The 22,703-nt window shown below is 63.4% G+C and carries 20 protein-coding genes; 12 read left to right on the top strand and 8 right to left on the bottom strand.

Annotated features, from left to right (window positions below):
• The first annotated feature begins 86 nt into the window (after positions 1 to 86).
• The 11 genes from AC1RR3_RS07940 (at position 87) to AC1RR3_RS07890 (ending at position 9,721) form a co-directional block, all read left to right on the top strand.
• Positions 87 to 1,250: a zinc-dependent alcohol dehydrogenase gene (locus tag AC1RR3_RS07940; protein ID WP_492821091.1), complete on the top strand. Its 1,164-nt coding sequence runs from the start codon at positions 87 to 89 to the stop codon at positions 1,248 to 1,250.
• Positions 1,250 to 2,161, top strand: coding sequence for a dihydrodipicolinate synthase family protein (locus AC1RR3_RS07935; RefSeq protein WP_492821089.1), 912 nt, complete (start codon positions 1,250 to 1,252; stop codon positions 2,159 to 2,161). Before AC1RR3_RS07940 ends, AC1RR3_RS07935 begins: the two co-directional genes overlap by 1 nt.
• Before the next feature lie 44 nt (positions 2,162 to 2,205).
• Positions 2,206 to 2,649, top strand: a complete 444-nt coding sequence (locus AC1RR3_RS07930) for a cupin domain-containing protein (protein ID WP_492821087.1) — start codon at positions 2,206 to 2,208, stop codon at positions 2,647 to 2,649.
• A gap of 31 nt (positions 2,650 to 2,680) precedes the next feature.
• The gene (locus tag AC1RR3_RS07925; protein WP_492821085.1) at positions 2,681 to 3,664 is read left to right on the top strand and encodes a quinone oxidoreductase family protein; all 984 of its coding nucleotides are present in this window, start codon (positions 2,681 to 2,683) and stop codon (positions 3,662 to 3,664) included.
• Positions 3,665 to 3,761: 97 nt separating this feature from the next.
• Positions 3,762 to 4,640: a branched-chain amino acid ABC transporter permease gene (locus tag AC1RR3_RS07920; protein ID WP_492821083.1), complete on the top strand. Its 879-nt coding sequence runs from the start codon at positions 3,762 to 3,764 to the stop codon at positions 4,638 to 4,640.
• Entirely contained in the window at positions 4,640 to 5,638 is a 999-nt protein-coding gene (locus AC1RR3_RS07915) for a branched-chain amino acid ABC transporter permease (RefSeq protein WP_492821081.1), read from the top strand. The genes AC1RR3_RS07920 and AC1RR3_RS07915 overlap by 1 nt, the downstream gene beginning before the upstream one ends.
• Complete coding sequence (locus AC1RR3_RS07910) at positions 5,635 to 6,399, top strand: ABC transporter ATP-binding protein (protein WP_492821079.1); 765 nt, start codon at positions 5,635 to 5,637, stop codon at positions 6,397 to 6,399. The genes AC1RR3_RS07915 and AC1RR3_RS07910 overlap by 4 nt, the downstream gene beginning before the upstream one ends.
• Entirely contained in the window at positions 6,389 to 7,120 is a 732-nt protein-coding gene (locus AC1RR3_RS07905; protein ID WP_492821077.1) for an ABC transporter ATP-binding protein, read from the top strand. The genes AC1RR3_RS07910 and AC1RR3_RS07905 overlap by 11 nt, the downstream gene beginning before the upstream one ends.
• Positions 7,121 to 7,156: 36 nt before the next feature.
• A complete protein-coding gene (locus AC1RR3_RS07900) occupies positions 7,157 to 8,431 on the top strand; it encodes an amino acid ABC transporter substrate-binding protein (protein ID WP_492821075.1) in 1,275 nt (424 codons plus the stop codon).
• 71 nt (positions 8,432 to 8,502) lie between these two features.
• Positions 8,503 to 9,423, top strand: coding sequence for an NAD(P)-dependent oxidoreductase (locus AC1RR3_RS07895; RefSeq protein WP_492821073.1), 921 nt, complete (start codon positions 8,503 to 8,505; stop codon positions 9,421 to 9,423).
• A gap of 10 nt (positions 9,424 to 9,433) precedes the next feature.
• Positions 9,434 to 9,721, top strand: a complete 288-nt coding sequence (locus AC1RR3_RS07890; RefSeq protein WP_492821071.1) for a DUF1330 domain-containing protein — start codon at positions 9,434 to 9,436, stop codon at positions 9,719 to 9,721.
• Positions 9,722 to 10,026: 305 nt separating this feature from the next.
• Here the strand turns inward: AC1RR3_RS07890 and AC1RR3_RS07885 are convergent, their stop codons facing one another.
• Genes AC1RR3_RS07885 through hglS form a run of 3 tightly spaced genes read right to left on the bottom strand, consistent with a single transcriptional unit; the run spans position 10,027 to position 14,275 of the window.
• Positions 10,027 to 11,256, bottom strand: coding sequence for a pyridoxal phosphate-dependent aminotransferase (locus AC1RR3_RS07885; protein ID WP_492821069.1), 1,230 nt, complete (start codon positions 11,254 to 11,256; stop codon positions 10,027 to 10,029).
• A gap of 11 nt (positions 11,257 to 11,267) precedes the next feature.
• Positions 11,268 to 12,821, bottom strand: coding sequence for an L-piperidine-6-carboxylate dehydrogenase (amaB, locus tag AC1RR3_RS07880; RefSeq protein ID WP_492821067.1), 1,554 nt, complete (start codon positions 12,819 to 12,821; stop codon positions 11,268 to 11,270).
• A 38-nt stretch (positions 12,822 to 12,859) separates the two neighbouring features.
• Positions 12,860 to 14,275: a 2-oxoadipate dioxygenase/decarboxylase HglS gene (gene hglS, locus AC1RR3_RS07875; protein ID WP_492821065.1), complete on the bottom strand. Its 1,416-nt coding sequence runs from the start codon at positions 14,273 to 14,275 to the stop codon at positions 12,860 to 12,862.
• A 147-nt stretch (positions 14,276 to 14,422) separates the two neighbouring features.
• Here hglS and AC1RR3_RS07870 point away from each other — a divergent pair, with 147 nt between their 5' ends.
• A complete protein-coding gene (locus AC1RR3_RS07870) occupies positions 14,423 to 15,325 on the top strand; it encodes a LysR substrate-binding domain-containing protein (protein WP_492821063.1) in 903 nt (300 codons plus the stop codon).
• 92 nt (positions 15,326 to 15,417) lie between these two features.
• Here the strand turns inward: AC1RR3_RS07870 and AC1RR3_RS07865 are convergent, their stop codons facing one another.
• The 5 genes from AC1RR3_RS07865 to AC1RR3_RS07845 all read right to left on the bottom strand — a co-directional run bounded on the left by AC1RR3_RS07865 (position 15,418) and on the right by AC1RR3_RS07845 (position 22,656).
• Positions 15,418 to 18,801, bottom strand: a complete 3,384-nt coding sequence (locus AC1RR3_RS07865) for a molybdopterin-dependent oxidoreductase (protein ID WP_492821061.1) — start codon at positions 18,799 to 18,801, stop codon at positions 15,418 to 15,420.
• A gap of 61 nt (positions 18,802 to 18,862) precedes the next feature.
• Positions 18,863 to 19,936, bottom strand: coding sequence for an ABC transporter ATP-binding protein (locus tag AC1RR3_RS07860; RefSeq protein WP_492821059.1), 1,074 nt, complete (start codon positions 19,934 to 19,936; stop codon positions 18,863 to 18,865).
• 10 nt (positions 19,937 to 19,946) lie between these two features.
• Positions 19,947 to 20,726 (bottom strand): ABC transporter permease, encoded by a 780-nt coding sequence (locus AC1RR3_RS07855; RefSeq protein ID WP_492821057.1) that lies wholly within the window; start codon positions 20,724 to 20,726, stop codon positions 19,947 to 19,949.
• 47 nt (positions 20,727 to 20,773) lie between these two features.
• Positions 20,774 to 21,670 (bottom strand): ABC transporter permease, encoded by an 897-nt coding sequence (locus AC1RR3_RS07850; RefSeq protein ID WP_492821055.1) that lies wholly within the window; start codon positions 21,668 to 21,670, stop codon positions 20,774 to 20,776.
• Complete coding sequence (locus AC1RR3_RS07845) at positions 21,667 to 22,656, bottom strand: ABC transporter substrate-binding protein (RefSeq protein WP_492821053.1); 990 nt, start codon at positions 22,654 to 22,656, stop codon at positions 21,667 to 21,669. Before AC1RR3_RS07845 ends, AC1RR3_RS07850 begins: the two co-directional genes overlap by 4 nt.
• Positions 22,657 to 22,703 lie beyond the last annotated feature (47 nt).

The following is a 22,703-nucleotide window of genomic DNA, read 5'->3' as shown; positions in this document are numbered from 1 at the left end:
TGACTGAAGGAGGAAGGAAGACGAGGCTCCAACCAATTAAGCAGCCAAATGAGAAATTGGTTGACCAATAGGTGAGGATCGTTGCGATGTTCGAGGCCGCTGGCGTTCACACGTCACCCGACATGCCCATTCCCGATACAATGCAGGCTTGGGTATTGGGCGACCCCGGCCAGCTTCGCCTGACCGAAAAACCTCTGCCGACGCCGAAGCGGGCGGAGGTGCTCGTTCGTATCGATGCGGTGGCAATCTGCGCCACCGATCTGGAAATCATCGAGCATGGAACGCCGGCGTTGATCCAGGGCGGTCCACCCTTCAACAAGAACTTCACGCCCGGCCACGAATATATGGGCACGGTCGCCGCACTCGGCCCGGGTGTCGATGAATACAAGATCGGCGAGCGCGTCACGGTCGAGATCCATGCCGGCTGCGGCCAGTGCAAGCGGTGCCGGCAGGGCATGTACACGTCCTGCCACAACTACGGTCTGAACTACGGCAAGGCGGACAAGGGCCACCGGGCGAACGGTTTCACGACCGACGGCGGCTTCGCCGAATATGCCGTCAACAACATCAACACGCTGTCGCGCGTGCCCCATGACATGAGCGACGAAGAAGCGACGCTGGTCGTCACCGCCGGCACGTCGATGTACGGCCTCACGGAGCTCGGCGGTCTCGTTGCGGGCGAAAGCGTGGTCGTCACCGGTCCGGGCCCGATCGGCCTCCTCGCCGTGGCGGTTGCCAAGGCGCTCGGCGCCAGTCCGGTGATCCTGTCGGGCACCCGCGATGCCCGCCTCGCCATCGGCACCAAGCTCGGAGCCGATCGTGTCGTCAATGTGCGCAACGAGGATCTCGTCGATGTCGTGAGAGAAATGACGGGCCGTGGCGCCGACTATGTCGTCGAATGTGCCGGCACCGATACGGCGATCAACGAGGCCGCAAAGATGGTCAATCGGGGCGGAAAGATCTGCCTCGCCGCCTTCCCGCACGAGCCTGTGCTCGCCGACATCGGCGCGCTGGTGAAGAACAACGTCTACGTCTACGGCATTCGCGGCGAAGGCAAGAGCGCAACCCATCGCGCCATGGCCCTGATGGCAGCCAAGCGCTTCGATGCCACGCTCATCCATACCCACACATTCCCGCTCGCGGACCTGCCGATGGCGCTGCACTACGCGCGCAACCGCGTCGACGACGCTATCAAGGTCGTCGTCAAGACCCGCGGCGCGGTGACCCGGACGAAGAAGGAAGTGGCGTGATGAGCAAGGCCAAAAAGGGAGTATACGCGGCGGCCATTACGCCAATCGGGCCGGATGGCGAGCCGGATCTCAAAGGTCTCGTCAACTATTGCCGCGAGCTGATCTCAGCCGGTTGCGATGGCGTCGCGCCGCTTGGCACCACCGGCGAGGCGGCGGCGCTGCCGTTCCTGTTTCGCCAGCGCGTGCCTGAAGCCCTGGCCGCGGCCGGCATTGCGCCGGATGCGGTCATTCTCGGGGCAGGTTCGCCATCACCCGGCGACGCTATCGCCATCGGCAAGGCGTCGCTGGCCGCAGGTTACTGCAATCTCCTGGTCCTGCCGCCGTACTACACCAAGGATCCCTCCGACGAGGGGCTCTACGACTATTATTCGCGGATCATCGAAGCGATCGGCCACAACGGCCTTCACCTCTATCTCTATCACATCCCGCAGGTGACGATGGTGCCGATCTCGCACGCGCTCGTGGCGCGGCTGCGGGACAGGTTCGGCCGCATCATCGCCGGCATCAAGGATTCCTCCGGCAATTTCGATTCCGCCAAATCCTATGTAGGCCCCGAGGATTTCGACGTCTATCCCAGCACCGAGGCCGTGCTCACCGCGGGTCTTGCCGCCGGCTGCGCCGGGGTCATCTCCGGATCGACCAACATTTCCGTCGCACTTGCTCGCGACGTGCTGCGCGCGAGCGGAGCCGAGCGCGAAGCCCTGCAGGCGAGACTCACCGATTTCCGCCAGACCATCCAGAAATTCCCGCTCATCCCCGCCGTCAAGCAGTTGCATGCGTGGCGCAGCAACGATGCCGGCTGGCTGCGCATGCTGCCGCCGCTGCGTGGTCTGTCGGCGGAGCAGACGGCTTCGCTCAGGCGGGAGATGGAGCGCTTGGGCCAAATCGGCGGCGCCCGCGACGCCGCCTGAATCAAGGGCCGCGGCAGCGGCAAACATCTGGAAGGAGACGGCTCATGTCAGACTCAAATCCACGCGCACACTGGCCTGTCGAGCTGCAGCGCGAATACGAAGAAGGGCGCGACAATGGTTGCGTCGGCAGCGTGCTGGTGTCCGAGACCGACCGCGTGCGCGTCTGGCACCTGTTGATCCCGCCGGGCAAGCGCTGCGGCTTCCATCGCCACGTGCTGACCTATTTCTGGACGGCACACAATCCGGGCAAGGCGCGTGGCTATTTCGAGGACGGCCGCATCGTCGACGTCGAGCACTACAAGGGCGAGACCAGACATCTGGCGTTCGGCGCGGGAGATTACATGGTACACGCGGTGGAGAACATCGGCAGCACAGACCTGTTGTTCACGACGGTCGAGTTCCTCGACAGTGCCAATACGCCTCTGCCGGTCCCCGACAGCGTACGGCTGGCGATCCCGCAGGACGCCGGCATCAAGCTGGCGTCGTAACCACGCAGGATCGGGACACGGGAATTCGAATATGGGTACGAAAGCCAAGGCAATTCGCATGGCCTCGCAGGGCGGGCCGGACGTTCTGAAGCTCGAGACGGTCGAGCTGGCCGCGCCCGCCAAGGGCGAGGTGCTGATGCGCCAGACCGCGATCGGCCTGAACTTCATCGACGTCTATTTCCGCGACGGCTCTTATGCGCTGGACTTGCCGGCGGGCCTGGGCGCAGAAGCCGCGGGGGTCGTAGAGGCGGTCGGCGAGGGCGTGACCGAATTCAAGGTCGGCGACCGCGTTGCCTATGGCGGCTCCGCGCCGGGCGCTTATGCAACCCATCGGCTGATGCCGGCTGCACGCCTCGTGCCGGTCCCGCAGTCCGTAAGTGACGATGCTGCGGCGGCGGTGTTGATGAAGGGCATGACGGCGGAGTACCTCTTGAACCGGTGCGTTCCGGTCAAGCCGGGTCAACAGGTCTTGTTTTATGCCGCCTCTGGCGGCGTCGGCCTGATTGCGGGCCAATGGGGCAAGCATCTCGGTGCCCGCATGATCGGCGTGACCAGTGGCGGTGACAAGGCGGCTCTCGCCCTCTCTCATGGCTACGATGCCGTGATCGATCGCAAGACTGAACGGATCCCCGAGCGGGTGAAGGCGCTGACCGGCGGCAAGGGCGTCGCGGTGGCCTACGATTCCGTCGGCAAGGACAGTTTCGAGGCGACACTCGCCTCGCTCGCCCCGCGCGGATTCTTCGTCACCTTCGGCGCCACGACCGGTACGCCGCCGCCGCTCGAGGCGGCATTGCTCCAGAAGAACGGCTCTCTCTATTATACAAGGCCGACGCTTGCGACCTACATCGCCGCGCGCGACGATCTGGTCGCATCGGCGGCCGCCGTGTTCGATCTGGTCGGCAAGGGCGTGATCAAGCCGATGATCGGGCACCGCTATGCTCTGTCCGAGGCGCCGGCTGCCCACCGCGATCTCGAGGCCGGATCAACCCGAGGGTCGTCGCTGCTGATGCCCTGAAATTATCGATGGAGGCGGAAAAGTCGCCTCCATGCCACCGCCGAAACAAGAACAACAAAGTTCATTGCGTGCGCGAACAGGAGGAGGCCGGGAGCGGATGGGACAGGTCGCAGGACTATTGCTCGATTCTATCGTGTCCGGCGTGCTCGTCGGCGGATTCTACGCCGCCATGGCGGTCGGCATCTCGATCGCGTTCGGCATGCTCGGCATCAGCAACATAGCGCATCCCGCGCTCATCCTCCTCGGATCGTTCATCGCCTATGTGCTCAATTCCCAGTTCGGCTGGGACCCGATCCTGATTGGCATACTGGCCACGGTTCCTTTCTACTTCCTAGGAACGCTGCTCTACAGCGCTTACGAGATCGCGTTCGAGCGCCGTGGAACGCAGTTGATCCGCGGCCTCGCATTCTTCTTCGGTCTCTTGTTCATCACCGAGGTCGGCCTTCAGCTGATCTTCGGCGTCGACTATCGCCTGGTCGAGGCGCCCTATATCGGGCCGTCATACAATATCGGGCCGGTGTCGTTGCCGGTCAGGATGTTGATCCCGTTCCTCGCGTCCGTTCTGCTCCTGGCCGGCCTGCAACTGTTCTTCACGCGCACCTTCACCGGCCGCGCCGTCATGGCGGTGGCGCAGGACAAGTTCGCGCTTCAGCTCATGGGCGCCGCGCCCGTTCGCATCAAGCGCATTGCCTTCGGCCTGTCCACCGCAACCGCGGCGATGGCGGGCTCCTTTCTCATCATTCTCCAGCCGGTCGAGCCGTCCATGGGACGCGACTACATCGGTCGGATATTCGCGATCTGCGTTCTCGGCGGTATCGGTTCGCTTCCTGGCACCTTCATCGCGGCCGTGATCGTCGGCGTGGCCGAGAGCATCACGGCGACCTTCTACGGGCCGTCTTGGTCGCCGGCCATCGCATTCGGGTTCCTGCTCATCGCTTTGGTGGTCAGGCCGGCCGGCCTGTTCGGGAGAGCTTGATGTCGAACGGACGCTTTATCGCTCTCGCCTGCCTGGTCGGGATCGCGCTGGTCGCCGGCAGCATGTTTGTGACCAACGAATATTACGTGTTCGCGGCTTACTTCGTGCTGCAATACGTCGTGCTCGCCACCGCCTGGAACATCCTTGGCGGCTACGTCGGATACGTCAATTTCGGCACGACGGCGTTCCTGGCGATTGGCCTGTACAGCGCAGCCGCCCTGAACAAATGGCTCGACCTGCCGATTCCCGTCCTCATTCTCATCGCGGGAGTGCTGTGCGGAGCCGTCGGTCTGGCCATGGGCTATCTGACGATCCGCCTGCGCGGTGTCTACTTCACGATCGCGACGTTGGCGCTCTCCGTCGTCGTCCAGACCTTCATCACCAACTGGGATTACGTCGGCGGATCGCGCGGCATCTACATCATGCGGCCGAGCGAGATCCCGGTGTTCGGCAACTATGTCGCCTATCTCTTCTTCCTCATGACGGTCCTTGCGGTCGGCGCGGTCGTGACGGCGCGTGTGATCGAGCGTTCGACCTTCGGCTTCGGCCTTGCCGCCATTCGTGACGACGAAACCGCGGCGGCCGCGTCCGGCGTTCCAGTGTTGAGGCTCAAGCTGGTCGCCGCCGCCATCAGCGGTGCCTTGATGGGAATGGCCGGTGCGCCGCTCCCGTTCTATCTGACCTATGTCGAGCCGACCTCGTCCTTCAGCCTCGCCTATACCGTGAACAGCGTCGCGATGCCGCTGGTCGGGGGGACCACGAGTTGGCTGGGGCCGGTGATCGGTGCGGTCCTGCTCGGCACGATGCAGCAGGCCATGACGGTTTTGATCTCTTCTTCGGTCAACCTGCTCGTGGTCGGCGTCCTGCTCGTGATTTTCGTCATTGCCGCGCCGAATGGAATTCTGGGATTGATCCGCTCGATGGCCGGGAAGAAGGCGGATCCCGAGACGAATCCGCTCGCCGCGATGCTCGTGACCGAGAAGCGGGGCAGCCAATGACGATCGGGGCGAACGCAGTGGCGGCGAATGATGTCATTCTCGATGCGCGGGGCATCACCAAGCGTTTCGGCGGATTCGTGGCGCTGAATAATATCGATCTTGCGGTGCGGCCAGGCGAGCGGCTCGGCCTGATCGGCCCCAATGGCTCGGGCAAGAGCACGTTGACCAATTGCTTGTGCGGTGCGCTCCGGACCGACGGCGGCTCGATCTCGTTTGCAGGAAGGACGATTGACAATTTGTCGTCCTACCAGCGCGCGCGGCTCGGGCTGGGCCGCAGTTTCCAGTTGCCGCGTCCGTTTCACAGCCTGACGCTGCTCGACAATCTGCGAATTCCGCTGGAATACGCCGTCAATGCGCGCGGTGGCACGCGCCTGACCGACCAGCAGATCCGGGCGCGCGGCATGGAATTGCTCGGCGAGTTCAGTCTCGGCGGCAAGCTGCATCGTCTGCCCGGCGACCTGACGCAGGTCGAGATGCGCAAGCTGGAGCTGGCGCGCGCCATGGCAACCGATCCGACGCTGCTGGTGTCGGACGAGGCGCTAGCCGGCCTGTCGCACTCGGAGGTGGACGAGATCCTGGCGCTGCTGCTTGCGCTCAACAAGCGCGGCGTCGCCGTGATCTTCATCGAGCACATCATGCGCGCGGTGATGGCGTTCTCGGAGCGGCTCGTGGTGCTCGTCGCCGGCGAGAAGATCGCCGACGGGACACCGCAGGACGTGATCGCCGATGAACGGGTGATAGGGGCGTATCTTGGCCAGTAGCATTCGCATCGACAATATCCATGCCGGCTACGGATCGGTCCGCGTTCTCCACAACGTGTCCTTCAACGTTGCGCCGCGGGAGACGGTGACGCTGCTCGGCACCAATGGCAATGGCAAGAGCACGCTGATCAAGACCATTATGGGCGTGGTGCGGCCGACCTCGGGACGCATCGTCGCGACCATCGACGGCAAGGACCATGACCTGATCGGCATGGAGACCGAGGAGATCGTCGACCTCGGCGTGGCGCTAGTGCCGGAAGGCCGTCGGCTGTTTCCGCGCCTGACGGTCGAGGAGAATCTCCTGCTGGGCGCCTACCGTCCCACCGCGCGGGCGCGGCTGAAGGACAACATGGCCTATTGCTATGAGGCGTTCCCGCGACTTGCGGAACGCCGGGCGCAGCTCGCCGGCACGATGAGCGGCGGCGAGCAGCAGATGCTGGCGCTGGGACGGGCGCTGATGTCGGCACCGAGCATCCTGATCGTCGACGAGCCCTCGGTCGGGCTCGCGCCACTGTTCGTCAGCCGCACCATCGACATGATCGCGCAGCTCAAGGAACGCTATCACCTGACCGTGCTGATGGCAGAGCAGAATTTCACGCAGGCGATGCGGATCGCCGACAAGGGTTATGTGATTGTCCACGGGGAAATCGCGTTCCGAGGCGAGAGCCCCGAAGAAATGCAGCAAAGCGATCTCATACGGCAACATTACCTCGGAACGTAAAACCAGAAGCAATAAACAAGGGAGGAAGGCGTGAGGATGTTTCGGCTGAACGGCTTGAGGGGCGTCACACTGGCGCTCTCGACTATGATTGTCGCGCTGCATGGGTCGACCGACGCGGTGCGGGCGGCGGATCCGATCAAGATCGGATTCGGCATGCAATTGACGGGCCCGCTCGCCGGCAACGGCAAGGCGGCGCTCCTCGGCGCGCAGATCTGGGCCGACGAGGTCAACAAGGCCGGCGGTCTGATCGGCCGGCAGGTCGAGCTCGTGGCCTATGACGACCAGAGCAATCCCGGCCTCGTGCCCGGCATCTACTCGAAGCTCCTGGACGTCGACAAGGTCGATCTCCTGCTGTCGAACAATACCAACCAGACCGCGCCGGCAATGCCCACGATCATCCAGCACAAGCGGCTGATCATGGGAATGTTCGCGCTGGCCATCAACGAGCAGTTCAAATACCCCGGCTATTTCCAGATCCAGCCCTATGGACCGAACGGCAAGGACTCGCTGACCCGCGGCTTCTTCGAGAACGCGATTGCGATGGACCCGAAGCCGACCACGGTGGCGCTGGTCGGCGCGGATGCGGAATTCGCCAAGAATGCGCTTGAAGGCGCGCGTGCGCAGGCCAAGCGGCTGGGCCTGACTGTCGTCTACGACAAGGTCTATCCGCCGACGACGGTGAATTTCACGCCGGTGCTGAAGGCCCTGCAGGCGACGTCGCCGGACCTGGTGTTCGTCGCGTCCTATCCGTCCGATACGGTCGGCATCATCCGGACCGCGCATGAGATCAACCTCGAGCCGAAGGTGTTCGGCGGTGCCATGGTCGGCACCCAATATGCCGCGATCAAGCAGCAGCTCGGCGAGGCCCTCAACGGCGTCGTCAGCTTCGAGCAGTATATCCCGGAGCCGACCGTCAAGTTTCCCGGCATCGAGGAGATGCTTAAGAAGTACCAGGCCAAGGCGGCGGAGGTTGGTGTCGATGCTCTGGGGTACTACGTGCCCGCGTTCGTCTACTCGGCGCTTCAGATCCTTGGCGAGGCGGTGACCAAGACCGGTGGGGTCGATCAACAGAAGCTGATCAGCTACATCCACAGCAATACGTTCCAGACCGTGGTCGGCGATATCACCTTCGGCCCCGACGGCGAGTGGGTCGAGCCCCGCATGTTTGCGGTACAGTTCCGCAACATCAAGGGCAACGATATCCAGCAATTCACCCAGCCCGGCAAGGAGGTGATCATCTTCCCGCCGAAGTACAAGTCCGGCGACCTGGTCTATCCCTTCGCCAACGCGCAGAAGGCTGCGCAGAACTGAAGCCGCGCGCGACCGGAATGGCGTGATCATGCGCGATTCCGCGTACCGTTCAGAACAAGAAACGAGACGTCATGACTGAAACGATCGGCATATTCGGCATCGGGATCATGGGTTCCGCTATGGCGCGGAACCTGATCAAGGCCGGCTTTGCCGTGGTCGGCTACGATCCCGTGCCGGCGGCACGGGATCGTCTTTCCGATATGGGCGGCAGGGCGCTGTCGTCGCCGAAACATGTCGCGGAGGTCGCGGCGATCAGCTTCGCGTCGCTGCCGAGCGCGGGTGCTCTGGCCGAGGCCGTCGCGGGTGTCGTCAGCGCGGGCGGCTCCGGACAGATTCTCATCGAATGTTCGACGCTCCCGCTCTCCGCCAAGCGTGCGGCGCTCGCCGCGATGGAAGGCGCAGGAAAGCTTCTGCTGGATTGCCCCGTCAGCGGCACCGGCGCGCAGGCGGCAACCGGCGATCTGGTGCTCCTCGGAAGCGGCGACGAGCAGGCCTTCGCGCGCTGCGCGGCTGCGTTCGCCGCCATGTCGCGCCGGCAGGTCCATCTCGGCGAGTTCGGCACCGGCAGCATCATGAAGTATATCGCCAATCATCTCGTGACGATTCATAACGCCGCTGCGGCCGAGGCGATGCTGCTTGGCATGAAGGCGGGGATCGATCCGGCCCTGGTCTACGACACGCTCGCGGACAGTGCGGCCACGTCGCGCATGTTCCAGATGCGCGGGCCGTTGATGCGGGACGACAACTACGACAGCCCGACCGCGACCATCCGGACCCATCTCAAGGATCTCTCCATCATTTCGGGCTTCGCCGCCGAACTCGGATGCGCGTTGCCGGTGTACGCCGCCGCGGAGCAGCTCTATCGCGCGGGTGACGGGCTGGGCTTTGCGGCGCGCGACACCGCTTCGCTCTGCGCCGTGCTGGAGCGCCTGAACGGATTCGATCGTCACCGGAGCGCAGGTGTTTCCAAAGCCTCGTCCTCCCAAACGTAAAGGAAGATCCATGTCGGCCTATTGGTGCTCGCGCGTTCACGTGACCGATCCGGAGACTTATGCGAAGTATGCGGCGCTCGCAGGGCCCGCGATCGAGAAGCATGGCGGCGTGTTTCTCGCGCGCGGTGGAGCCCAGGTCATCCTCGAGGGAGGAAACTACGAGAGAAGCGTCGTTGCCCGCTTTCCGAGCCTGGATGTCGCGGTCAAGTGCTACAATTCGCCCGAATATACCGAGGCCCGCAAATACACGATCGACAGCTCCGAACGACACATGGTGGCGGTCGAAGGGATTGAATAGCGGGACGGAAAATCAGCTTGGCGCTCTACGAAATGCTCCGGCGGATCCGTTGAGACGGACGAGCGGTGGAGATGTCGCAGACTTGAGCGATGTTAGGAAAAGGCGGCAGCGGTCTGGCGACTCAGACCCCCGACGGCTCGGGCGCGTCTCGCACCCAAGGTCAGGGTGTTTTCCGACTTTCCGGTGCAGAAGTTGAAGAACGTGCCGTGGTAGCTCGGAGCACGCGCCACGCGAAGCTGCGCGTGCACGGGATTGCCGCCAGCCGGGACCGCTTTTGCGGGCGGTCCAGGGGCATGGTGATGGTCTCACGAAAGCTGAGCGGATGCGGTAGCGATGCGCCGGCAAGCTTCGTTCAGCTCGGCCATCGATGTTGCGTAGGAGATCCTGAAATATGGCGCGAGGCCAAAGGCCGAACCGGGGACGACCGCAACGCCTGTCGTGTGCAGAAGATATTCCGCAAAGACGGTGTCGCAGTCGATCAATCGACCGTCGGGTGTCTTCTTGCCAATCAGGCCCGCGCAACTGGCGAATGTGTAGAATGCGCCCTCTGGTACCCGGCATGTGATGCCATCGATCCTGTTCAATGCTTCGACGACAAGATCACGCCGCTGCTGGAACGACCGACAGCGCTCGCGGATGAAGTCCTGCGAACCGTTCAGCGCCTCTACAGCTGCGGCCTGGCTGATCGAGGAGGGGCAGGAGGTCGATTGGCTCTGGACGACAGCCATGGCCCGGATCAGGGCGTTTGGTCCACCGCCGTAACCGATTCGCCAGCCGGTCATCGCGTAGGCCTTCGAAACGCCGTTCACGGTCAACGTCCTCTCTCGGAGCGCCGGTTCGATCGCTGCCGGCGTGACGAAGCGGAAATCGTCGTAGACGATATGCTCGTACATGTCGTCCACGATCAGCCAGACATGCGGATGCCCGTGAAGCACATCGAGGATCGGCCGGTAATCAGCCTGCGAATAGGCGGCGCCGCTGGGATTCGAAGGCGAGTTCAGCATCAGCCATCGCGTGCGGGGCGTGATCGCGCGTTCGAGCTCCTCGGCTGAGAGCCGGAACCCGTTGGCTTCCGAGCACGGCACGAGCACGGGATTTCCGCCGGCGATCAGGACGATGTCTGCATAGGTCACCCAGAAGGGAGTCGGGATGATCACCTCGTCGCCGGGGCTGATCGTCGCCATCATGGCGTTGAAAAGCACCTGCTTGGCGCCGGCAGAGACCGTGATTTCGTCCTGCGCGAAGTCGAGGCCGTTGTCGCGTTTGAACTTGGCGCGGATGGCGGCCTTGAGTTCGGGCGAGCCGTCCAGCGCGGTGTATTTCGTCGCGCCGGTGCGCATGGCGCGCTCTGCGGCGTCCTTGATCGGGTCCGGCGTGTCGAAGTCGGGCTCGCCGGCACCAAGAATGATGATGTCTTGCCCTTGGCGCTTCATCTCGGCGGCAAGTCCGGTGATCTTCAGGATCTCCGAAACCCCGATCGCGGAGAGGCGTTTCGCCGGTCGGAACAGCGAAGAGGCTTGAATGGGCGCGTTCATGGGCTCTCTCTCTAGGCCACGTCGAACTGGACGCCCTGGGCGAGCGGCAACGTCCGGCCGAAATTGATGGTGTTCGTAGCGCGCCGCATGTAGGCCTTCCACGCGTCCGACCCCGACTCGCGCCCGCCGCCGGTCTCCTTCTCACCACCGAAGGCGCCCCCGATTTCGGCGCCCGACGGCCCGAGATTGACGTTGGCAATGCCGCAATCGGAGCCGCGCGCCGACAGGAACGTCTCCGCCTCGCGCAGGTCGTTGGTGAAGATCGAGGAGGAGAGGCCCTGCGGCACGGAGTTATGGAGTTCGAGCATCGCGTCGAAGTTGCGATATTTGATGACATAGAGTATCGGCGCAAAGGTCTCGTGTTCGACCGGCCCGACTTGTCCCGCCATCTCGACTAGCGCCGGGCGCACGTAGTGGGCCTGGTCGGCGCCGGAGACGGTGACCCGGTCGCCGCCGAAGACTGTGCCGCCTGCGGCCCGTGCTTCGCTCAACGCGCGCTGCATCGACGCATAAGCCGCCGCATCGATCAGCGGGCCGACCAAATTGCCGTCCTGGAGCGGATTGCCGACGGTCACGCTTTCGTAGGCTCGCTTCAGGCGCGGCACAAAGGTCTCATAGACGCTCTCGTGCACGAAGAGGCGGCGCAGGGTGGTGCATCGCTGCCCGGCCGTGCCCATGGCGGCGAACGCGACGCCGCGCAAGGTGAGGTCGAGGTCAGCAGTGGGCGCGACGATCGCTGCATTGTTGCCGCCAAGCTCGAGGATCGCGCGAGCAAAGCGTCCCGAGAGCCGCGGTCCGACAATCCTGCCCATCGCCGTCGAACCGGTTGCCGAGACCAGCGGAACCTTGGCGTGGTCGACCAGGATCTCGCCGATCTCGCGGCCGCCAAACAGCACGACCGAGAGCCCGCCCGGCGCTGCGCCACCCTCCTGCCTGAAGCGCTCGAGCGCGCGCCCGAACAGCGCTTCCGTGGCGAGTGCGGTTAGTGGCGTTTTCTCGGAAGGTTTCCAGACGATGCTGTTGCCACAGATCAGGGCCAGCGCCGCATTCCAGGACCAGACGGCGACGGGGAAGTTGAACGCCGAGATGATTCCGGTGACGCCGAGCGGATGCCACGTCTCCATCATCCTGTGTTCGCTGCGCTCGGTCGCAATCGTCAGGCCGTAGAGCTGGCGGGACAAACCCACGGCAAAGTCGCAGATGTCGATCATCTCCTGGACCTCGCCGAGGCCCTCTGAAGCGATCTTGCCGACTTCGATCGAGACCAGCCTGCCGAGGGCCTGCTTGTTGGTGCGCAGTTCCTCGCCGAGAAGCCGGACCAGTTCGCCGCGTTTCGGCGCAGGCACCAGGCGCCATTCGAGGAAGGCGGCGTGGGCTTCGTCGATCGCAGCCCGCGCCTGCGCGGGACCGATCTCGTGCACGTGGGCGGTGATCTCGCCTGTGATCGGTGAGCGAGCGGCAAGCCTGCCGCCGGTGTAGCGGCCCCGCTCGACGCCAAGTTTCTCCAGGAGCGCGTCGACTTCGCCCACCAGGGATTTGACGGTGTGTGTTCGGTCGTTGGTCATGGCGGGGTTCTCAAGCGGTTGGGTGTTGATATGCTTCGTCAGGCGATTGCCTTGCGCACGACATGCGGCGACCCGAGTCGGACGAGGGCCTGGTCCAGGGATGTCCGTTCCGCCTGGGCGTACAGCTCCAGCTCATCGCGAACCTCGGCGCCGAGCGCGGCTTCGAAGGCGGCTCGGTTGGAGCGCTCGGCGTAATTCTGCTGCTGATCGGCGCCGAGATTCGACTGGAATATCCCGGCGGCGCTGACAGGGAGAAAATCCTCGTAGACGATCGGATCGGTATGCAGGAAGCCTCCGGCGATCAAGCCGTCCACGGTGGACGGCAACGCCCGGTGCTTGCTCGCCTCGATGCCCGACGGCGTCGCCGAATAGCGGAAGAAGGCAAGGCCTTGAGCTCGGAGCTCGGCCCAATCATCCGGAAACGCCCTGAAGTGTTCAGCAAGTTCGGCACCGTAGTCGCCGGCATCTGTTCCGGCCCTGTTGGTCCCGACGTGACGGCGTACCGAGCCGAGTAACTCGTCATAGAGTGCGCGGCCTTTCGGCGTAAGAGCAACGCCGCGCTGCTCGATCTCGCCAAAGCGCGCGGTGTGCGTTCCGGTTGCGCTCTCGCCGTTCGCTTGCGCGAACCTGATCGGTTCGTCGAGCGCCTTGAAACTGGTCTGGCGCAACAGGATCGCGCAGTTGCGGCGTGGCGGGCCTTCGATGATGGCCTTCGGCGTGACGCCGCGCTTGGGCATTGCCGCCTGGACCGCGTCGATGTCGAGCGTCCGCGGCGTCAGGTGATTGATATGCGGGCCCCTGAAACTCACCACGTCGGCAATGAGACGATGGGCATCAAGGAGTTTCTGGTAGACGTCGAGGCTCACTTTGGCATCGCTATGCCATCGGAAGGTTTCCAGTGCCTCGCGCACGAACTCCGTGGCCTGCGGACGGATCAGGCCGCCTTCGGATTCGAAGACGCCGACCAGTTCGAGGGTCCGCGGCGTGAGAATCCGCCGGGCGGTCAGGATTTGCGCGGCCTCGGCGCGAAGCCCGTCGTCCTCGATCAGTTCCAGGCGCAGCAGCGAGGTAAACACACGGAAGGGGTTGCGACGGAGCGCTTCGTCCGCGATGGGCCGGAATGCCGTCGCGTGAACGGGGACGCCCGCGACCGACAAGTCATAATAGCCAACCGGGTACATTCCCATCACGGCGAAGACGCGACGGATATTGAACAGTTCTTCCGCGCTTCCCAGACGGATGGCGCCATGACGCTCGACATTCAATCTGTCGAGTTCGTCGTTTCTTTCGAGGCTCGTGCGAAGCTCGCTGTGTCGCTGCAACGTCTCGCGATTGGTGTCATCGACGAGCTCAACCAAAGCCCCATATTGCGGCACTTCGGCCCGGTACATTTCCGACATGGCGCCGGAAAACAAGGTGCGGATCTCGTCCGGCTCGATGTGCGGCGCTGCCATCAGAGTCTCCATTGCCGTGCGACCATCCCCTCGGATGTGGCGCGGTCCGGCTTGCTGTTCATGCATTCTGGTTATGAACCTCGACATTAGTCTTGCATTCAAGGCCGGTTCAAACGATGTTTTCTTGGAATATCATTCTGAATTGGAATGACCATGCAGACGCCCCGCCGCTTCCTTCCATCGACTGCGCTGTTGGCGGCGTTCGAAGCCACCGCCCGAACTGGCAGCATGACGCTTGCTGCGCGCGAGCTCCTTCTCACCCAAAGCGCGGTGAGCCGGCAGATCAAGGTTTTGGAGGAGCAGCTCGAGGTCGAACTCTTCGTCCGTGAGCGTCAAACCATTCGCCTCACCGCTGCCGGCGGTGCCTATGCCCGCGAAGTTCGCGAGGCGCTGCACAAGATCAGCACTGCCTCCTTCAATCTGCACGCCAATCCGAGCGGGGGGACGCTCAATCTTGCCATTCTGCCGACATTCGGCACGCGCTGGCTCGCGCCGCGCCTGCCCACGTTCCTGGCGGCGAACCCGGGAATCACGATCAACCTCACCACGCGATTGTCCTATTTCGATTTTCGCGCGGAAGCGTTGGATGCTGCGATCCATTTCGGCCAGCCGGAGTGGCCCGGTGCGGAGATGGTTCTCTTGCGGTCCGAACAAGTCATTCCCGCATGCAGCCCCGGCCTGAAGCGGAAGTTTGATTTCCGTGTTGCAAACGATCTCAGGAAGGCCCCGCTGCTCAGCATCTCCACCCGCCTTCAGGCCTGGGGTCGCTGGTTTTCGATCCACGAGGTGCCGGGAAGAAATTTCCAGGGGATGGTTTTCGACCAATTCGCGACGGTCGCTCAAGCCGCAATCGCTGGCGTCGGCGTCGCGTTGTTGCCTACCTTCCTGATCCAGGACGAACTGGCGAGCCGCAAGCTGGTCCGCGCGATCAACCTGCCGATGGAAAGCCCGGAGCGATACTTTCTTGTCTGGCCGTCCGAACGTGCGTCGCATCCGCCGCTGTCGGTATTTCGGGAATGGCTCGTAGCGGAGACAGCTCCCGATCGATGAAAGAACTCGGCCGGAAGGCAGCAGTGCCTGGCAGTTGCGGCTCGCGGCACGAGCAATCGCGACCTTCTCGGTTCCAATCTCCGCGAGGATGCTCATACGGCGATCGTGAGTGCGGAGAGCGGCACCGCCTGGCAAGTCAGGCAGCGATCCGGCTCGCCGTCGAATTCGGCAAGATGCGCAAAGCGTCCTTCTGTCACCCGCACGGCGCAGCTTTCGCACTGGCCGACCCGGCAACCGCTGGGAAGCGGGAGGCCTGCCGCCAGCGCGGCGTCGAGCAGCGGACCGGCGGCTGGTTTCCATACAAATGACTGGCCGGTGCCGGCGATCGTCACGGTCTGCGGCTCCAGTCGCGCCGGTACCTCGTTCCGTGACACGAAGGCTTCCGAGAAAATGTCGAAGCGAGGTACACCGAGTGCCGCCAGCGCCTCGGTCATCGAAGTGATGAAGCTGGGCGACCCGCAGATATAGGCCAGCGGCCGGGCAGGGATGGCGTCTGCGATGACGGAGACGTCAAGCCGGCCCTCTTGGTCGAAACGCCGGAGGACATGGTCGTCGCGGCTCGGCTGGGAATAGGCGGTGATCCGCCGCAGTGTTCCAATCTCGCGCGCGAGCTCGTCCAGACGGCCAGCAAGATGATGCTCGGCGCCGCTGCGACAGCCATGAAGGAGATAGATTGAATGGGCCGAACGTGGCTGCGCCTGCGCCACGGCCTCCAGATAGCCGACGAAGGGCGTTATGCCGATGCCGCCGGCGACCAGGATCACCGGTCGCGTGCTGGCGACGGGAGGCGTGAAGACGCCGGATGGCGCCTCCAGCAAAATCTCGTCGCCGACGCGCACGTGCTGAAGCTCATACGAAAGCGACGTCTCATGCCCGGCCTTCGAACGCTCGGGATGGCAGCGAACCGCAATCGACAGGTGGCCGGGTGCAAGTGCCGCTCCCGTCAGGGAGTAGGCGCGCGCCAGCGGGTGATCCGGCAGCCGGGCGATGACGTGCTGTCCCGGCAGAAAATCAGGAAGATCCAGATCGTCGCATGGCGCAAGCGACAGCGCCATGGCGTCCGCTCCTTCAGGTGTTGCCGATACGACCTTGAATCGGCGCTGCCCCGACCAGCGCCCCCGATTGGCGGACGGGTGCCGAAGGATGTCGCAGGTGACGGCACGTAGTGGTACGGAACCACTGATCGGGTCGCGCTGCTCGTCCCTCAGGATGGCATTGATATTTGCGGTCGCGGGGCCATCGACCGTGCTGCTCTCGCGACCCAGCGGCACGCACTCTTCCCACCAGCCGAACTCGGCAACGACCGTTCGATCATCTAGCGCCGTGTTGGTACGGACGCGGAGCGTTACGTGGCCGGCGCGCGTGGTGACGAGTACCCAGTCTCCATTCGCAAGCCCTCGCGCGTTGGCCAGCGCCGGACTGATCTCGACCATGGGATCGGGGGATTTGCGGCGAAGCGAGGCGACATGACGATGCGATGTATGGACGAACCAGCCGCTCTTCGCGGTTGTCAGCACCAGCGGCAGGCCTCCGGTCGCGGCGGGACTGTCTTCCGGCTCGACGAAGTCGGGAAGCGCGTCATGGCCGTGCTCGAGGAGTAGTTCGGAGTACAGCTCGACGCGCCGGGTGGGTGTTGCGAAGCCTCTGACGCCGCCGTCCGCCGTCGCGGAGAATTTGCGGTAACCGAAGGGTTGAGGGAAGCGCCTGCCATTCGGCACGCCGCGCAAATCCTCGACCGTGACCCCCAAGGGCGCAAGCTGATGATTCCAACCGGCGACGATGTCACCATCGAAGAATTGAGCATCCATGCCCATGCGCACGGCCAGGGCCATGACGATGTCGTAGTCAGCGCGGCACTCGCCGAGCGTGGGCAGCATTTGAGAACGAAACTGGACGGTCTCAACGGCTTCCTGCGTGATCTCGAATCCGATGCGGAGCGCTTCTCGCTCCCAAGGCATGCTGACCGGGAGAACGATATCGGCACACTCCGCCGTCGGATTCATGAACATATCGGCATGCACATGAAATTCGAGAGCGCGCAACGCGGCCAGATTCCGCCTGGTGTCGATCTGGGACACGGCCAGATTGGTACCAAAGCTCATTAAAGCCCGGACGCGGTAGGGCTCACCTTTCAGAACAGAGCGGCTGAAGTCGCGAGCCGTGATCCAGCCTCGTGCGGGCGGCCCGAGCGGCAGCTCGTTGAGGCCGAGCGCTTTTTCTTTCTGGCCCGGAGGCAACAGGGACAGGTCGTTGATGATGTTCATCGGCGGCAGCACAGTCCAGACGTTGCCGCCTTCGCGATCGCACGATCCGGTCAGGGCGAAGAGACTGGCGATAGCTCGCTCGGTCATCGTGGCGTTGGTGTGCTGACCGACGCCGGTCCAGGTGTAGTAGGCGAGACGAGGAGCATTTTCGAGCAGTGCGTAGAACGCGCCGATGTCGGCTTCAGCGAGCCACGTCAATGTGGCGACATGCGAGATGGAGTATTCGCGGGTCCGTGCGGCGAGGAGGCTGAAGACGGTCACAGCCCGAACGTCGCGCCCATCCAATGTGCGCAACGTTGTCTGCGCGTCGAGTTCGACATCGGTCGGGCAGGGCAGGGCGCGCTGCGTATCGTAGGCTCTCGGCCTGCCGCCGCGATCAAGGACCACGAAGCAATCGTCGGGCGCGCCCTCCACGATATCGCTTGCCCGGACAAAGCGGCCGGTGTCGGTGTAGACAAGGAGCGCGGCATTGGTCCAGTTTCGGACGAACTCGTCATCATAAGTGCGGGTCTCGATCAGGTGACGGATGGCGCCCATGGCGAGCGCGCCGTCCGCGCCGGGACGCATCCGCAGCCACAGATCAGCCTGCTGACCGGAGCCATCGGGCTTGGGATCGATGACGACGACCTTGGCTCCGCGGCGCCGCGCGTCGGCGACGCGGCCCGCCTGCGTCAGCCACGTTCGGGCTGGATTGTGGCCCCAAAGCAGGATGACGTCCGCCCGATCATACTCGGGAACGCCCAGACCGCGCCCGAACGTCAGTGCATGGGCATAATCCTTGTGCCAGCCGCAAACCTCGACGGCGTAAACCAGGTTGGGGCTGCCGAAACAGCGAATGAACCGCTCCACCCAATCATAGCTATCGACGATCGGAGTGCCGCTGAACGTGGTCATGGCGAAAGCAACGGCCTCCGCTCCGGACTCGGTCCGGATCGACAGGAGGCGCTCGGCGATTTCAGCCAGCGCCTCGTCCCAGCTGATTTCCGTCCATCGAGGCGCATCCTCCTTGCTCCCCAACCTGCGCAATGGTCTCGTCAGGCGCTTTGGGCTGTGCACCAGTTCCGGTGCGGCGCGGCCCTTGGCGCAGAGAGCGCCTCCGGTCGGATGATCAAGGCGCGGTTCGACCCCAACCATCCGGCCGTTTTCGATCAATGTGATCGACCCGCAACGCGAGCGACAGAGGGTGCAATAGCCATGATGTCTTTCGGTCATCGGGTGCCTCGATCGGCCTCTTGCGACGGTGCGGCCGTCGGGTTCGGCGACGCGTCGACGTTCAGAAAGTGATCGTGGCGGCTGTCGGCCATGACGCAACCACTTGATCGCCCGGCTTTGGCGGAGCGCTTGGCGATGCATCGTCGTTCTGTCGATGAGCGATCAACTGGAGGCCGGAGTGCGTTTTGACGACGAACTCCGTCAGCGAGCCCCGATACGTGACTTCCTCGACAGTCACCGGCAGGCTGTTTGCGCCAGGATTTTTTGCATCGAGGCTGGAAGCCTCGCGCTCTCGCAGGTTGATCTGCTCGGGGCGTATCGCCACGGCGGTCGTCGCGTCCGCGCAGCTCTCGGATATCGCCAGCTTCTCGCCCCCGGCGGTATGGAAACAGCCGGCGGCGCCGACCTGTCCCGTGATGAAATTGGTCAATCCGATGAACTCCGCGACGAAACGGGTCTTGGGCCGCTGATAGATATCGCGGGGGGAGCCGACCTGCTCGACCTTGCCGGCCGACATGACGACGATCCGGTCGGCGACGCTCAGGGCCTCGTCCTGGTCGTGGGTGACGAAGATCGTTGTCAGGCCAAGCTTGGACTGCAGGCGCCTGAGGTCGCTGCGAACCTCGTGCCGGAGCTTGGCGTCAAGAGCCGAAAGAGGTTCATCGAGCAGAAGCACGTCGGGCTCGTAGACGATCGCGCGCGCGAGTGCGACGCGCTGTTGCTGCCCGCCGGACAATTGCTTGGGAAGCCGCTCGGCCAGATGATCGAGCTTGACGAGCGCCAAGGCTTCCATGACGCGCTGCCGTCCCTCTGCTCGATCAACCTTGCGCATCTCCAGGCCGAAGGCGACGTTCTGGGCGACGCTCATATGCGGGAACAGCGCGTAGCCCTGGAAAACGAGGCCGGCGTTGCGCAGATAGGGCGGCAGGTAGGTAACGTCGCGGTCACCGAAAAAAATATTGCCTTCGCTCGCCATGGTGAGACCGGCGATCATTCGCAGCGTCGTCGTCTTTCCGCATCCCGACGGTCCGAGAAATGCGATGAATTCTCCTTGTTCGATCTCGAGGGAGACGCGGTCGACCGCCGTCGCGTCGCCGTGCCGCTTCGTAAGATTGCTCAGTGTTATCTTCGACATTGACGCCTTCTCAGAATGCGCGCGTAAGCTTGAAGTACCGGTCGCCGACAATCAGGCCGGCTGCGATCACGACGATTTGCACCGTTGCGACCGCCGCAATCGTCGGGTCGATGCTCCATTCCAGGTAGTTCACGATGGCAATCGGCAACGTGGTGCTCCCAGGACCGACCAGAAACAGCGATTTCTCGAGGTCAACGAACGAAATGATGAAAGAGAACAGCCCGCCGGCCACGACGCCCGGACGAATGACCGGCCATGTGACGAGCCAGAACGCCGTGAGTGGACGGGCACCCATGACGAGCGCTGCCTCTTCCAGTTGTCGATCGGCACCGATGAGCGAAGCCGTGACCAGTCGGACGGTCCACGGCAGGGCGATGAGGCTGTGGGCCAGCGCAAGACCGCCGAACGTCATTGCGACCTGGATGCCTGTCTCGATCTCGATCTCGATGAGAAACATGTACAGGGCGGCGCCCGCGACAATGCCGGGGACGATAAGAGGGGCGAGCAGGATGGATTGAACCAGTTCCCGGCCGGGAAACGCGCCGCGGGCCAGCACCACGGAAGCTGGCACGCCGACCAGCAGGCTCACCAGGGTTGCTACGATGCCGAGCTTCAGACTCGTCAGAAAGCCATCCCGAAATCGCTCCAGCTCCCAGGCCGCGACATACCAGTTCAGCGTGTATCCGCGGGGTGGAAAGCTGATGATCTTGTTGTCGAAGAAGCTGACCCACACCACCGCGAACAGCGGAGCGAGCACCATGACGAAGGTGATGATGCTGGCTCCGATCATGACGGGTCGGAAAGAGCGCGCAGGTGTCGAGGCTGTTGGTTGCATCGCTACACCGTCCCGTAGCGCTTCTGAAGCGTCACGCTGGAGAGAACGGTCAGGACAAGGGTCACGCCCATGAGAATGAAGGCGAGGCTTGCTGCGAAAGGCCAATTGTAGACCTTGATCGCCTGCTCATACACCTTCGGTGCCATCATCTGGAATGAAGGGCCGCCGATCAGCACCGGCGTCGCGTATGCATTGACGGCCAGGACAAAACACAGCAAGCAACCCGAGAAGATGCCCGGCACGGCCAGGGGCAGCAGCACGCGAAAGAACATTTTCCATGGCCGCGCACCGAGACTGAGTGCCGCCTCTTCGTAGATTTCACCAATGCCTTCGAAGACGCTCTGCAGCGAGATGATCATGAAGGGCAGCAGCACGGCAATGAGACCGATCACGACCGCGCTGCCGGTGTAGAGAATCCGGACCGGTTCGGAGATGATGCCGGCAAAGATAAGGGTCGAATTGACCAGGCCGCGATCCGCGAGCAGCACCATCCATCCGGCGGCGCGCACGGCGTTTCCCATCAGCAACGGAATGACGGTGGCGAGAATGAGCGCCGTCTTGATCACGGGATGCGAGATGCGGCTCAGAATGTAGGCGGCTGGAAGGCCAAGCAGCAGGCATACCACCGTGCAGCTCAACGCGACCGTCAGCGTGCGCAAAAGGATCCAGAGATAAAACGGATCGCTGAAGAAGCGCACGTAATTTTCGAGTGTCAGTCCTTGGGCGACTACTTCGCCGGCTTCGAAGTGCGAAACGCTGTATTTGGCCATCAGGAACAGCGGCAGGATCAGCCCGAGCAGAACCAGCGCCAGACTGGGCAGCAGCAGCCAGCCTGCCCTCGATCGAGGAATCGAACTGGCCGTCCGGTCGTCTGCGCCAGCCGCGAGAGTCTTGCTCAAGCCTTGAATTCCTTGTTCCACCACTCGACCCATTTCGGATCGCTCTTTGCCGCGTAGGGATAGTCAACGAAGTTCAACTTCGAAATCTGGTCGGCGGTGAACTCGAGGGTCTTGCGCGCTTCGGGGTTGAGCTCTGCGTTGTCGGTGGCGACGGAATACGACGTCGCGACGGAGATCGCGCCCATCGGCTTTGGCTGCAGCATGGCTTCGAGATATTGGTAGGCGGCCTCGGTGTTTCGCGCGCGTTTGGTAATCCCGGCGCCGAAAGAAATGAAGATGGCACCCTCCTTGGGGTAGGACCAGCGGACCGGGAGCCCTTCCTTCTCCCATTGAACCGCTCGAGCGCTGTAGTTCGCCGAGATCCAGATCTCCTCGGACTGGAACGCGGCCGCCAGCGCCTGATGCGAGGGATAGAGACGCGGCTGCACCGCCTTCTTCAGGTCGAGCAGAGCCGGGAAGGCCTTGCTGACATCTCCCATCGTGCCGCCGTTCACCAGCGAGGCGGCATAGATGTAGTTGAAGTAGATCTGATCCATGAGCCCGACGCGCCCGGCGTATTTCGGATTCCACAGATCGGAAAAATTGCTCGGCGGAGTCGGGATCTTCGCCGGATTGTAGAGAACGACGACGCCGCCATAGATGCAGGGTACAAGATACGGCAGGCGGAACTTGTCGATGATGTGCCCACTGCTCGGGATGCGCGATACATCGAGTGTCTCGAGCACGCCTTGTGAGTTCATCTCAAATGCATCGGCATCGCTGAGCCATGTGACGTCGACGGTGCCCCGCGGCAACCGCCGTTCGGCCAGCAGCTTGGCCTTGCGCTCGGGGACCGGCGCGAGATCGTGGATGATGCGCAGCTGCGACGAGCCGAACGCCGGATTCTCGAACCCCTTCACGATGCGCTCGTTCCAGTCGCCGCCCCAATTCGAGACGACGAGTTCTGCGCCCTGTGCTTTCGTTTCGGCGGGGAGCAGGGTTCCCAAAGCTGCGGCCGACCCCAGGCCGAGAAAATGTCGTCGATCCAATCGGC

It is taken from the genome of Bradyrhizobium sp. GW821-FHT13H05, from assembly GCF_058804065.1.
The sequence above is the reverse complement of the archived record's forward strand: the minus strand, read 5'-3'. Positions and strand labels throughout refer to the sequence as shown.